General features: G+C 37.2%; 11 protein-coding genes and 1 pseudogene. 9 read left to right on the top strand and 3 right to left on the bottom strand.

Annotated elements, in window-relative coordinates; genetic code table 11:
• Positions 1-58: 58 nt before the first annotated feature.
• The 5 genes and pseudogenes from QNH48_RS27195 to QNH48_RS27175 all read left to right on the top strand — a co-directional run.
• Positions 59-151 (top strand): annotated as a pseudogene (locus QNH48_RS27195) (DUF1002 domain-containing protein); the annotation flags it as partial.
• Between the two features lie 376 nt (positions 152-527).
• The gene (locus QNH48_RS27190) at positions 528-986 is read left to right on the top strand and encodes a CBO0543 family protein (RefSeq protein WP_283952789.1); all 459 of its coding nucleotides are present in this window, start codon (positions 528-530) and stop codon (positions 984-986) included.
• Positions 987-1,158: 172 nt separating this feature from the next.
• Positions 1,159-1,716 (top strand): ECF-type riboflavin transporter substrate-binding protein, encoded by a 558-nt coding sequence (locus QNH48_RS27185; protein ID WP_133371889.1) that lies wholly within the window; start codon positions 1,159-1,161, stop codon positions 1,714-1,716.
• Positions 1,717-1,785: 69 nt separating this feature from the next.
• Positions 1,786-3,492: an ABC transporter ATP-binding protein gene (locus QNH48_RS27180; RefSeq protein WP_283952788.1), complete on the top strand. Its 1,707-nt coding sequence runs from the start codon at positions 1,786-1,788 to the stop codon at positions 3,490-3,492.
• Positions 3,489-4,319, top strand: a complete 831-nt coding sequence (locus QNH48_RS27175; protein WP_283952787.1) for an energy-coupling factor transporter transmembrane component T family protein — start codon at positions 3,489-3,491, stop codon at positions 4,317-4,319. The genes QNH48_RS27180 and QNH48_RS27175 overlap by 4 nt, the downstream gene beginning before the upstream one ends.
• Positions 4,320-4,521: 202 nt before the next feature.
• On the opposite strand, the gene QNH48_RS27170 is transcribed toward QNH48_RS27175, so the two are convergent.
• The gene (locus QNH48_RS27170) at positions 4,522-5,046 is read right to left on the bottom strand and encodes a phosphatidylglycerophosphatase A family protein (RefSeq protein ID WP_283952786.1); all 525 of its coding nucleotides are present in this window, start codon (positions 5,044-5,046) and stop codon (positions 4,522-4,524) included.
• A 411-nt stretch (positions 5,047-5,457) separates the two neighbouring features.
• Between QNH48_RS27170 and QNH48_RS27165 the strand changes: the two genes are divergently transcribed.
• Positions 5,458-5,763: a hypothetical protein gene (locus QNH48_RS27165; protein WP_283952785.1), complete on the top strand. Its 306-nt coding sequence runs from the start codon at positions 5,458-5,460 to the stop codon at positions 5,761-5,763.
• A 16-nt stretch (positions 5,764-5,779) separates the two neighbouring features.
• Here QNH48_RS27165 and QNH48_RS27160 read toward each other — a convergent pair whose 3' ends face one another.
• Positions 5,780-7,294 (bottom strand): DHA2 family efflux MFS transporter permease subunit, encoded by a 1,515-nt coding sequence (locus tag QNH48_RS27160; protein WP_283952784.1) that lies wholly within the window; start codon positions 7,292-7,294, stop codon positions 5,780-5,782.
• 26 nt (positions 7,295-7,320) lie between these two features.
• Complete coding sequence (locus QNH48_RS27155) at positions 7,321-7,935, bottom strand: TetR/AcrR family transcriptional regulator (RefSeq protein ID WP_283952783.1); 615 nt, start codon at positions 7,933-7,935, stop codon at positions 7,321-7,323.
• Between the two features lie 189 nt (positions 7,936-8,124).
• Between QNH48_RS27155 and QNH48_RS27150 the strand changes: the two genes are divergently transcribed.
• The 3 genes from QNH48_RS27150 to QNH48_RS27140 all read left to right on the top strand — a co-directional run bounded on the left by QNH48_RS27150 (position 8,125) and on the right by QNH48_RS27140 (position 13,198).
• A complete protein-coding gene (locus tag QNH48_RS27150) occupies positions 8,125-8,763 on the top strand; it encodes a GNAT family N-acetyltransferase (protein ID WP_283952782.1) in 639 nt (212 codons plus the stop codon).
• Between the two features lie 349 nt (positions 8,764-9,112).
• Complete coding sequence (locus QNH48_RS27145; protein WP_283952781.1) at positions 9,113-11,452, top strand: helix-turn-helix domain-containing protein; 2,340 nt, start codon at positions 9,113-9,115, stop codon at positions 11,450-11,452.
• Positions 11,453-11,758: 306 nt separating this feature from the next.
• Entirely contained in the window at positions 11,759-13,198 is a 1,440-nt protein-coding gene (locus tag QNH48_RS27140; protein ID WP_283955899.1) for an MFS transporter, read from the top strand.
• The last annotated feature ends 28 nt before the right edge of the window (positions 13,199-13,226 follow it).

Genomic DNA, 13,226 nt, shown 5'->3' with positions numbered 1-13,226 from the left:
AAATCCCAATCCAAAAAAAAATCCCAATCCTCTATTTTACGATAATGCTAAAGATTCTGGGTTAGAGGTTCAAACAGACAATATTACATGGGTTACGAATGAAATGTATATAAATGCCTTGTCTAAAGCCGGTGTAAATAATAAAGGTTAATCTTACTAACTCTCAAAATAGCCCCTTCGCAATCAAAAAGGGGCTATTTTGGCTGCAAAGAGAGACAAATCGCTGTCTAATGCTAGCTGATTATCGACAATTTTCTTCCTTCAAATCAAACGTTTATGGAATAAGTTTTTATATTGAAAAAGGAGAGTAACCAACTTCCTTCTCGAGTCTTGCAGATTATTAGCGAAGACCGTAACTATTTCCTCGACAATAATTTCTCTTAAATACTAGCCAAAGTTCGTTTTACAAAAGGGTTTTAGCATATTTAATCAAACGTTTGATTAGGTGATGATGCTCGATTTTTGTTAAATACCGAAATTTGGTCATAATAAGAGGAGCAAATAAACACTTGAAGGCGGATTTATCTATGGAAAGACTCATTTTGTGGGCTTTGTTACTTGTTGGTATTACCCTATTAATATTCAGTTTAAGAAAGCCTTTCATCAAAGACTGGATTTTAATTTTTTTATTGAATGCTTATCTTTCAACGTTTATTGGAGTTCTTGTTGTAGAAGAAAACATGCTTGAATATCCAATAAGGTTTTTAGGTAACTTTTTCACTTCGAGCCTGCTGTATGAATATCTTCTCTTTCCCGTTGCTTGTATTTACTTCTATCAAAAAACGTATAACTCCAGCTTTAAAGGCATTTTTCTATATTGTTTAATGTTCACCTCTGGTTTAACTGTCATTGAGGTTCTATTTGAAAGATATACCGATTTAATTGAATACCATACATGGACATGGAAGCACACATTTATAAGCACCTTTATTCTAATGTTTTTTATCCGCATTATTATGCAATTAATAAATCAAAAGGAAAGTTAAATTTGAAAAAATCCGGCCCAATGAATGAGCCGGATTTCTTAAGTCTTCTTTAATATAGCTAACCCTAGCTGGAAAATGGTATAAAAGTGCGATAATAATTTATTAGACTCTATAATAAACTGAATATAATATAAATTCAAACTATATATTACCAAAAAAGGGGAGGCTTACGATGAATTCGAAAGTGCTATCGATTAAAACGGTTGTCGCAATCGGTGTTGGGGCTGCGGTGTTTATTATTTTAAGCAGATTTGGAGCGATTCCAACAGGCATACCAAATACGAATGTAGAAACATCCTATGCGTTTCTAGCCCTAATGTCTTTACTTTACGGTCCTGTCGCTGGAGTGCTGATTGGATTAATTGGTCATACGATAAAGGACGCTGTTTTTTATGGAGCACCCTGGTTTAGCTGGATTATCGCTTCAGGAGTCGTAGGATTGCTAATAGGATTAGCAGCATCACGGATCAAGCTTCGGGATGGGGAATTTGGTGCAAAAGCTATTATTTCTTTTAATATCCTTCAAGTTATTACAAACGCCATTGCATGGTTTTTAATCGCTCCAACTTTAGATATCCTCATTTATGCAGAACCAGCCAATAAAGTATACATTCAAGGTCTTGTAGCGGGTGCCGCTAATATAGTAACAGTTGGTGTTTTAGGAACGTTGCTAGCAATAGCATATGCCAAAACGCGTACTAAAAAAGGCAGCTTGACTCGAGAATTGTAAGAAGTGAATGTCGGTGATCTCCCATCATCGGCATTTTTTATTAGTCTACCAAACAGAAGGAAGTTGAATATGAGAAAACCAGTTATTGAATTTACTAATTTTAGTTTCCACTACCGGGCACAGTCCTCTCCAACACTAAGTGGTATTAATTTGACTATATATGAAGGAGAAAAGATTCTAATTATAGGACCATCTGGGTCTGGAAAAAGTACATTAGGACATTGTTTAAATGGATTGGTTCCCTTTTTTTATCCTGGTGACGTTTCAGGGAGCTTAAAGATTATTGGAAAAGAAACGAAAGAGGAAAGCATTTTTAAGCTATCTTCAATGGTGGGTACGGTGTTCCAGGATCCAGATGCCCAATTCATCGGTTTAACCGCAGCAGAGGATATTGCGTTTAAGCTTGAGAATCAGTTTGTTCCACAAGAAGAGCTATTTGACTCAGTTAACCGAGTTGCTGAACTGGTAGATATGACAGAGCATTTGGATTCAACACCACAGGACCTTTCAGGAGGACAAAAGCAAAGGGTTACACTTGCAGGAAGTATGATTGATGATGTAAATATTCTTCTATTTGATGAACCCTTGGCAAATTTAGACCCTGCAACAGGGAAAATGGCGATTGAACTTATTGACCGTATTCATAAGGAAACAGGAAAGACAACGATTATTATTGAGCATCGATTGGAAGATGTACTTCATGGTGAGATAGATCGTATTGTCATAATTAATGAGGGTTGCATATTAGCGGATTTGACACCTAATGAATTATTAAGCTCCAATCTGCTTAAAGATACGGGCATCCGTGAGCCGCTCTATCTGACAGCTTTGAGATATGCAGGATGTACGATCACTTCAGAGCTGAAACCTAAAAGTTTAAAGACATTAAACATTGAAGTCAGTAAAACGAAGCTTCATGCATGGTATGAGTCCGTGGGATATGCCGAGAAAAAACAAAAAAATGATGTTCTTTTAGAGGTGAAAAATATTCATTTCGGGTATTCAAAAACAAAAGAGATTATTAAAGATGTTTCATTCAAGATCAACAAAGGAGAATTAATAGCTTTAATCGGTAAAAATGGAGCAGGAAAATCAACCCTTGCCAAGTTAATCTGTGGTTTTTATCATCCGACAGCAGGGGAAATCTTATTGGAAGGTGAAAATCTTAAGGGTCATTCCATAAAAGAGCGGGCAGATCATATTGGCTTCGTCTTGCAAAACCCTAATCAAATGATTTCTCAAAATTTCGTATTTGATGAAGTAGCATTAGGATTAAAATTCCGCGGAGTACCAGATAAAGATATTGAAGAACAAGTATTTCAGGCTTTAAAAATCTGCGGGCTTTATGAATTCAGAAATTGGCCCATCTCGGCCTTAAGCTTCGGGCAGAAAAAGAGAGTGACGATTGCATCCGTATTGGTGCTAGGACCGAAATTAATTATATTGGACGAGCCAACAGCCGGTCAAGACTATAAACACTATAACGAAATTATGGAGTTTCTGTGGAACTTAAATCAGCAAGGAATCACCATTATCATGATCACCCACGATATGCATTTGATGCTCGAATATACCAACAGAGCCATTGTAATATCTGAGGGACAAAAGGTAAAAGAAGACGAACCTGCCAATATCCTTACAGATGAAGACGTTATACGTATAGCAAATTTAAAAGAAACATCCCTCTATCAATTAGCTAAAAAAGCAGATTTTTTCGACCAACGAGATTTTGTCAAACGCTTCATTCATTTTGATCGGAGGACCCGGCATCGATGAATCATAAAATTCTTTCTTACATACATCAGGAATCCCCGATTCATCGTCTTACTGGAGCTGCTAAACTGATATGTTTTATTCTTTGGTCATTAACAGCAATGATAATCTATGATACTAGGATACTAGTTGTCATGTTTATTTTAGGGATTATGATCTATCTTTTATCGAAGGTTGAATTTCGTTCTATTTCATTTGTATTCTATGTATTCTTTTTATTTTTGTTTATAAACAATATTGCAATTTTTATTTTTGAACCGATGCAGGGTGTTGAAATATATCGTACGAAGCATGAGTTTCTTCACATAATAGGACATTATACTTTAACCGCTGAACAGCTATTCTATCAAGCTAATTTAACGCTTAAATATTTAACCATTATTCCACTTGCGTTGTTGTTTATGGTTACTACACATCCTAGTGAATTTGCAGCTTCTCTTAATAAAATCGGAGTGAGCTATCGAATTTCATATGCAGTAGCTCTTGCGCTGCGATATATTCCAGATATTCAGCGGGATTATCAGAACATCTCACTCGCTCAACAGGCACGAGGGGTTGATTTATCAAAAAAACAAAAATTGACCAAAAAATTTCGCTATGCATCATCCATATTAATGCCGTTAATTTTTTCAAGCCTTAATCGGATTGAAACAATAAGTGCTGCAATGGAGCTTCGAGGCTTTGGCCGTCAAAAGAGAAGATCATGGTACCATGAGAGACCCTTTACAAAAGCAGATTATTTAGCCATTATGCTTTTTGTCCTTTTATTTGTCTTTTCAATGCTCATTACTTTTTGGGATGGAAATCGTTTTTATAACCCTTTTATTTAAGATTTTATTTAGGAATCCTAGATAATAGAGGAGTTTTCTTCTTAATCTTAGCTGCTTTCGGGATATTGCTATTGGTTGCTTGATCAATAAAAGGCGAGTTCTGAGCAGAATGGATTGGCAACAATACTCGATTTTTCTGTGAAATATTTATTATAGCCTCCTACATTTCCTAGCAGGAGGCTCATCTACGTTAGTGCTATATTTATTGATTTGTCTCATCGCTCTCAAGTCTTGCTCGGTAGCGATGAGCCAAGCGACTCGAGGCTGCCGCTGCAATAGCCCCTACTAAATCGTCCAAAAAACAATTTACCTTTCCGGTCGATTTATCATTCAAAAGACTTAGTACACCTTCTTTCAACTTATCTATGTAGCCGTAATTCGTAAAACCAATGCTTCCGTATAAATTCAAAATCGATAATGCTAACGTTTCATCTACTCCATACAAGCTTTCATCAGTTTTGAGCATTTGCTGCAATGGAAAGGACAATCCTTCCTTTTCAGCCAGCATATCAAGCTCAATTCCTGTTAGCAATGCATTTTGTACCTCTCTTTTTTTGAGCACATGTTCAATACTTTCAATACACGTCTCTATGGTTAGATCTGGAACATACGGCATTTGCAAAAACAACGTAAGCTTAGCAATATCTTCAATCATCACTCCTCTGTTATTTAGCGCCTCTAAAGCATGCGCCTCTACAACAGAACTACGTACAAACGAATATTCCATTCTATACCTCCATATAACCTGGTTTTATACCTCCGTCTTATTATCATGCTGATGTAAGACTTTATACGTTGCTAGCCAAAACGGACGAGTTTTTTGTATCCAACAGGAATTCTAAATATTCCCTTGGTCCTAATTAGGATTGATTTTTTATTATTATAGAATACATAAATAACTTTTTTATTTGAAGGATAAATTTGTTTTCAAGAGTATTTATATTAGAGACATTTTTTGATCATATATGAACTAACCAAAGGGGATGGTTTGTTTGATAAAACTCATATTCAAATTGGATACAGCGATAATGGATTGATTCAATCGTTATCCTTTATAAAAGCATATAATAATCGAATTTTGTGTCCTACTTCAATGTAAAATGAAAACCAATATTGGTTAGCCCAAGGGGGGATTAAAATGATTGTTGATTGCCATTTTTATGTGGATGAAACCATGTTGACTCTTCAAAAAATGATAGAGGGTATGGATAAAAATGATGTAACTAAAACAGCGCTAATTGCCCCCATGAACGAAACAATGTTTGAATTGAATAGTGCTTTTCAACATGAATTACAACGCTTATTCCGGTTTCTAATACTAAATGCACCTCAAATTGGGTTCAAAATTTATGATGGTCTAGTAAAGGATGGCTATTTGAACCTTTATGGCAATAAATCGAATAACAAGTCGTGTGAAAAAACTCCACCTAGACCAATTGGCTAGGTGGAGTTTTCATTTGTTAATTTGAATGTGCTGCTACTTTCATCTGTGTGCTGCCCTGTTGCTCTAGTTTTTGAACGACTTCTGCACTAGTATCGACGCGTTTAACAAATAGGGCTAAAATAAGAACCACGATATTAATCGCAAATGTTACATAGAAGGAATATTGAATCCCGGCTAGTAAAGCTTGCTGTGTTAATAAAGCGGTTGACGCTTCTGTCAGGGTGGCTGGGTCGACACCGGTCATTAAGTTCTGTGCTTCTGTTTTTGTCACGGAGTTCATAATGGTTACGAGAATAGCCGTACCAAGGGAACCGGACACTTGCTGAGCCGTGTTGTTAATGGCTGTACCATGTGGATTTAAAACGGTTGGTAATTGATTTAACCCGTTTGTCATGATCGGCATCATAACCATGGACATCCCCAACATTCGGACTGTGTAGATAAGGATAATATAGGTATAAGTTGAATCAATTTGTAAGTGTGCCAGCATATACGTTGATACGCCTGTAATGGCAAGCCCAACTACCGCTAGTAATCGCGGTCCAAATTTATCAAATAGTTTACCGGTGATTGGCATCATAATCCCCATCACAATCGCACCCGGCAGCATCATTAAACCGGAGTCTAGTGGTGATATACCACGAACATTTTGTACATAAGCAGGTGTTAAGATCATCCCTGAGAACATGGCTACGGCGTTTACGATCGCAATCACCGATCCAAGAGCAAACATTGGGTATTTGTAAACACGTAAATCTAATAGTGGTTCATCCATTTTTAATTGGCGAATAATGAAAGCGGCTAGGGCGATTGTGCCAACGATAATGGTGGTTAAGACAATGGTATCTGTCCAGCCCTTTGCGCTTGCAGAGCTGACACCATAGAGTAATCCGCCAAAACCGATGGAGGATAAGACAACGGAAAAGTAATCCAATGTTGCCTTTTTGTTTTGCTCCATGACGTTTTCAAGCTTCCAAACGGCCAATACTAAACTAATCACAGCTAAAGGTAAAATCATTTCAAACAAAAGGCGCCAGTCATAGTATTCTACGATGTAACCGGAAAGTGTAGGTCCGATTGCGGGTGCTGTAATCATAACTAAACCGAATATCCCCATTGCGGCACCACGTTTTTCACGTGGGAAGCTGACTAACATAATGTTCATTAATAGTGGTCCCATTACAGAAGAACCTGCTGCCTGAATCATGCGCCCCGTCAATAAGAAACCAAAGTTCGGCGCAAATGCGGCTACTGCTGTACCAAACGTGAAGAGTAGCATTGACGCAATGTATAAACTGCGGTTCGAAAAGCGAACTAGTAAAAAGGCTGATGCAGGAATTAAGATTCCGCTCACGAGCATATAGCCTGTAGCTAACCACTGTACGGTTGAATAATCTTTGATTCCTAAATCAACCATAATTGATGGCAGTGCGACATTTAATAGCGAGTTATTTAAAAAGGAGACAAATGCCCCTACAAATAAAATCGCAATCATTAAGTATGGTGGTTTTTTTTGTAACGTTGTATCCATATATTTTTCTATCCCCTTTGTGTTCATTATTTTTTCTGTAACCCTCTTTTGAGCAGGTCCATTTGTACCAAATAATTTTTTAGTGCTTCATCACCGGAATATTCCCTCACAAAAAGTTGAACAATATTTTGAAAGGTAACGCCCATCAGAATTTTTAATACATGATGCAGTTCTTGTTCATCCTGGATGTTTAAATTGCTTGTATCAATTAATTTAAGGGTATTGAGAAACTGGCTTTTCTGATTTTCCTCATAAACATTTTTCGCTAAGGTTTTTTCATGTTTGTAGTTCATGTTTAAATAAACATTTTTAAAAAAGTTATTGTGTTCTTCGTTTCTATGGACGTTGATCATGAATTCAAAAGTAGCAATAAACGTCTCAAATAAATCTCCGTTTTTCTCATTGAGAACGGAAATAAATCGTTGATTATTCTTTTCAGCTAATTGATTTAACAAGTAATAAAATAAATCATCTTTATCCTCAAAATATTGATAAAAGCTGCCCCGCGGGATTCCGGCACTTTTGATAATATTTGCAATGGATGCTTCATGTAGCGGCACTCTGGAAAATTCTTGTTTCGCAGCGTGAATTAGCGTGTCCTGTTTATCTTTTGATAAGTGAAAAAACGTTTGTTTTGGCATTTTCATTCTCCTATCATGAAATGTGACATTGTGTCACAATTGGGTACTAAAGGATTATATATGACACTGTGTCATAAAGTCAATAATAAAATGACATCGTGTCACATTCAAGCTCGTTAAATTTAGGATTGTTTATGTTAAAATACATAAATAGATTGATAGGCCTGGATAGCAGAGAGGTTGGTCTAAATGGATGTCACTAATATAGAAATAGTAGAAGGAACGATTCAGGATTTAAAGAATGTTTATCAGCGATTTACAGCTGACTTTGCAAGCGAGGAATTAAAAGGCTATGAGCATCTTAAGCTGCTGATGTCAAAAAGGAGATACAAGTTACTGTTGGCAAAAGATCCTATCCTTCATGAAGTAGTTGGATATGCCTTTATCTATGAGTTCGATCGTTTACAAGGTATTTGGCTTGATTATATGGCCATCGATAACCAATATCGTGGATCAGGATATGGAGCTCTTTTATTTAAGAAACTTACTAAATGGAAACAAAATGGGTTTAGCGGCGGAATATTTATAGAAGTAGAAATGCCGGAGGAAAAAGAAGGATTTACGAGAGAAAATCAACTAAGAAGAATTCGTTTTTATGAAAGATTAGGAACGAAAAGGTTACCTATACCCTATCAATTACCAACAAACGATGGGGGGCTTCCCATGTACCTTTATTTTTGGCCAAGTCCCGATGTTGAAAAACTGCCTAGGGAACAACTCCAAGAAGCGATCTCTGAAGTATTTAATACCATCCACTCAGATGTAAAACATAAAGACGAAATCTTAATGGAATTTAACACATTAATCGATGATGATTTTGATATTTAGATAGGCTAGGAAAATAAAGGTTTATACTCTCTTATGAGAAGTATAGACCTTTATTTTTTTGGACTGATAAATCAAAAAATGTATAAATATTCTTACAATTAACAATTTTTCATACGTTATTTAACACAAGTCAGACATCTTTTTGCTTTTCTTGGTCTAACATAATAAAGACGCTCCCATCGGAAGCGTCTAATATTAATAGACATGTTTTAAATTGAATGATGGATGACAAGCTAAGGATTATGGCCCTCAAAAATAATTTGGTAAATATTTCAATTTTATAGTTTTAATCCTTCTGGATTTTTAGGGCAATCGCTTTACCGGGAATAAGGAGTTAGGGGTGACTGGATTGAACGATCCATTGTCAGATTTTCAACTATCATTTCAGCATATTGATTTACTCGTTCCAAGGGTTAATAAAGGAATCCAATTTATCCTTGTCATCAATGGTGAATTGAAAATAGAAACATCTAGTCGTTTTTATCATTTGGAAGAAAAGGATTTGCTTGTGATTAATCGTAATCAGCCTTATCAGGTTCAAGGTAGTGCAAAAAATAGGGTTATGATTGTCACCATCTCGGATGCCTTCATGGATCAGCATTACGCAGACTATCGAAACAGGCGATTTGATTGCTATTCAAGGGAAATTGATTTGGGAAGAGAAGAGATGATTTTATCAATTCGCAAGCTGCTGGCCAATGTGATGATTAGTTATTATCGACAAGATGAAAGCTATCGAATTGAGGTTAAAAGTTATATCTGTCAAATGTTACTTATCCTGATCCGGGGGTTTAAAGAAGAAGGCAGTGTCCTAGAGAATATGGAAACTGGTGATCTTCGTTTATCGCAAATCATTGATTATATAGAAAAAAACTATGACCAGATGATTACATTAGAGGGGGTTGCAAAGGAATTTTTCCTGTCAACCGGGTATCTATCCCGCTATTTTAAAAAGAAAATGGGAATGGGTTTTAGTCGGTTTTTAATGAATATTAGGCTTACGCATAGTATGAAGGATTTGCTTTACAGTACTGACTCGATTTCGCAAATCGCCATGAATAATGGGTTTCCCAATACAAAATCTTTTTCAACCTTTTTTAAAGAAGTGTACGGAATGACCCCGCATGTCTATCGTGAGAACCATTATGTACAAAAAGAAGATTCCGTTCAAAGCTATAGCAAGGAAGACGCTTCAAGTTTTATCAACTCACCTGAAATCGTAGCAAAGTTAACTGGCATGATTTTAGATGATCAAAAATCGTATTCCCATACAGAAACAAGTTATGAAAAGTTACCGTTAGAACTATCCAAACCGGTAACAATGAAATTAAGTTGTCCTAGCCACATTCTTGAAATTGGAGAAATTATCAATTTATTAAAAGAAGATGTACGCTCCCAGGTACTCGATGTGAAAAGGGATTTGCAATTACGTTATATCGGAGTTCGTCATCTTTTCAGCACTTCAGCCATCCCTTCAGAAGTGGAAACAGATGAAGCAATTCCGACAACTTCTCCGTATTTTACGATTGATCGTGCTTTGGAATTCTTGAAACAGCAAGATTTATCTTTGTTTGTCCGGTCCGATTATATGGATATCTCGCGAAATGAAGAACCATATTTTACAAAACTAACTCAGTTCATCAAACATTGCTTGCAGTTGTATGGAGAATCGTTCGTGAAGCAATGGCATGTAATGTTTTACGAGCCTTATTACACGGGAGTCGAAGCAAAAGAACTTCAGAGAGTTTATTTAAAGCTGCACGAAGTATGGAAAACGATGATCCCTTCGATTCAGGTAGGAGTGTATATGCCGTTTTCGTTCGGCAAAGAAAAGACAAGCGATCATCATGCATGGCAGTTAGAGCATGGAGCGTCGATTGATTTTATCGGTTATAACGCCAACCAAAATGAGGTCATTGATTTTAAAGAAACAGCGGATACCAAGTTCGATTTAGCAAGGGATTATATAAAGGAAAAAACGGACAAGGTGAAGCGATATTTAAAAAGAAACCAGTTAGATAAACCGCTTCATCTCGTTTCATGGAACACATTGTCTGGCAATACACGGTATACGAACGGCACTTTTTTTCGAGGAGCCTTAGTCTTGAAAAATGTTTTGGATATTGCCAATGACGTGGAGTCCGTTGCTCTCTGGGTCAATACCAGCGTACATGAAGAAGTAGGAAAAGATAAGCATTATCGGATGGATGGCGTCGAATTATTCCATTATTTAAATGGAAAACGACCAGCCTATTTTGCCTTGATGTTTTTAAAACGCCTGCATGGTGAGATTGTCGCACACGGCAAGGATTACGTTATGACACAGAATGAGCGGGGATATCAATTAATTCTGATGAATAGTACAATTATCAATCCGTATTTTTCCGTGGAAGAGACATTTCTTCAAAAACTCAATAAGGAAATTCACGTAACGATTTCTGGAATGCCGAAAGGGGAATATCAAATACGTAAGCACGTGTTTGATAAATACCATGGAGCATTGTATACAAAATGGTGGAGCTTAAACAGTAAGCATGGCATGGATGCTGAGATGATTGATTATATTGTTAATTCCAGCAGACCTTCTTTAGAGATTTTTGACGAATCGATAGAAGAGGATTGGTCATTTTATACCTATTTAACCAGTAATGCGATTCACTTTTTTGATATTCGGAAAACCTATAGCTAGAACTAGCAGGATCTGACCCCATTACTCCTAAACTTTGGAGGCGGTGGGTCGGATCTTTTTTGTTAGGAGGGTAAAAATCAACCGTATTTTTTCTACCTCAATAACCAGCAGGTTCATAAATACACATATTGTCTTATTGATTTGCATCAAAATTGACTCTCTTAAATAGGAGTTACTTTTTATAATTAACGTATAGAAACACAATAAAAGGTTCCTGAGTTTTATTATGGCCAATATTTTTGGCTAATGCTTTTCGAGTAGGTGCATTCTAAAAATAACAGGGACTTATTACATCATAGGAGGCAAATCATGGAGACAAGTTATAAAGGTACAGATAAAATGATCACAGGAATTGTGTTCGGGGTTATCACATTTTGGCTATTTGCACAAGCAATGGTCAATGTGGTCCCGGCCGTTCAAAAAGATTTGGGGATTTCATCCGGTACGCTGAATATAGCCATCAGCTTAACAGCTTTATTCTCCGGAATGTTTATCGTAGCTGCTGGAGGGCTGGCAGATAAAATTGGACGGAAAAAAATCACCTATCTCGGGTTAATTTTAAGCGTGGTTGGCTCGCTTTGCCTAGTAGTAGCGCAAGGAGCGACATTGTTAATTATCGGACGTATCATTCAGGGGCTTTCCGCAGCTTGTATTATGCCAGCAACGATTGCCTTAATGAAAGCTTACTTTGAGGGAAAAGACAGACAACGTGCCCTTAGTTTCTGGTCGATTGGATCTTGGGGCGGTTCTGGGGTATGTTCGTTTGCTGGTGGTGCGATTGCAACGTATATGGGATGGAGATGGATTTTTATCTTTTCTATTGTGTTTGCCCTTCTCGCTATGTGGCTGATTAAAGATACACCTGAAAGCAAAGCGGAAGGAACCGGTGCTTTTAAATTCGATTATAGTGGTTTAGCGATCTTTATCGTCACCATGCTCGCATTAAACGTTTTTATTACTTTCGGCGGGGACTTAGGCTGGACAAGCCCAACTTCCATCATCGCTGCCATTGTTACCATTATTGGAGCTTTTGTCTTCTTCAAAGTTGAAAAAAGGAAAGAGATTGCACTGATTGATTTCTCTTTATTTAAAAATAAACCTTATGCCGGTGCCACATACTCAAACTTTTTATTAAACGCAGTAGCCGGAACGCTCGTTGTTGCAAATACCTATGTTCAAGTCGGTCGAGGATTCACTGCCTTTCAGTCAGGGATGCTATCCATTGGATATTTAATTGCCGTCCTTGCCATGATCCGTGTCGGAGAGAAAATCCTGCAAAGAGTAGGTGCGAAATTACCAATGATCTGGGGTGCTATCATCACTACGGTTGGTGTAGCGGTAATGGGGTTAACGTTCTTGCCTGATTTTGCTTATACCGTTGTCGTATTCATTGGGTTTGCCTTATTTGGTCTTGGACTTGGTATTTATGCGACACCTTCTACAGATACATCTGTATCTAATGCGCCATCCAACAAAGTGGGTGAAGCTGCAGGGGTTTATAAAATGGCAAGTTCACTTGGCGGTGCGTTTGGTGTGGCCATTTCCGCAACGATTTATAGTTCCGTTGCAGCGAATGGAAGTGTAGCGACTGCAGCATCCATTGGGATCATCGTAAACGTGATTTTTGGAGTGCTTTCCATTCTTTCGATTATGATCATGGTTCCTGCTAGTGCAGGGAAACCTTCAGAGGCTCCATCGAAAAAACCAAGACACACACCAACACCAACACCAACTGGAAGTCACTAATTGAAAGAATTCTTTGTCATCAAAAGGG

It is taken from the genome of Neobacillus sp. YX16 (assembly GCF_030123505.1).
Taxonomy (GTDB): Bacteria; Bacillota; Bacilli; order Bacillales; family Cytobacillaceae; genus Neobacillus.
This window is presented reverse-complemented; position numbering and strand designations above follow the sequence as displayed.

Coding starts and splice junctions, on each gene's coding strand:
- QNH48_RS27150 (WP_283952782.1), top strand. CDS start 8,125: ATGGATGTCACTAATATAGAAATAGTAGAAGGAACGATTCAGGATTTA.
- QNH48_RS27165 (WP_283952785.1), top strand. CDS start 5,458: ATGATTGTTGATTGCCATTTTTATGTGGATGAAACCATGTTGACTCTT.
- QNH48_RS27160 (WP_283952784.1), bottom strand. CDS start 7,294: ATGGATACAACGTTACAAAAAAAACCACCATACTTAATGATTGCGATT.
- QNH48_RS27155 (WP_283952783.1), bottom strand. CDS start 7,935: ATGCCAAAACAAACGTTTTTTCACTTATCAAAAGATAAACAGGACACG.
- QNH48_RS27170 (WP_283952786.1), bottom strand. CDS start 5,046: ATGGAATATTCGTTTGTACGTAGTTCTGTTGTAGAGGCGCATGCTTTA.
- QNH48_RS27180 (WP_283952788.1), top strand. CDS start 1,786: ATGAGAAAACCAGTTATTGAATTTACTAATTTTAGTTTCCACTACCGG.
- QNH48_RS27175 (WP_283952787.1), top strand. CDS start 3,489: ATGAATCATAAAATTCTTTCTTACATACATCAGGAATCCCCGATTCAT.
- QNH48_RS27190 (WP_283952789.1), top strand. CDS start 528: ATGGAAAGACTCATTTTGTGGGCTTTGTTACTTGTTGGTATTACCCTA.
- QNH48_RS27185 (WP_133371889.1), top strand. CDS start 1,159: ATGAATTCGAAAGTGCTATCGATTAAAACGGTTGTCGCAATCGGTGTT.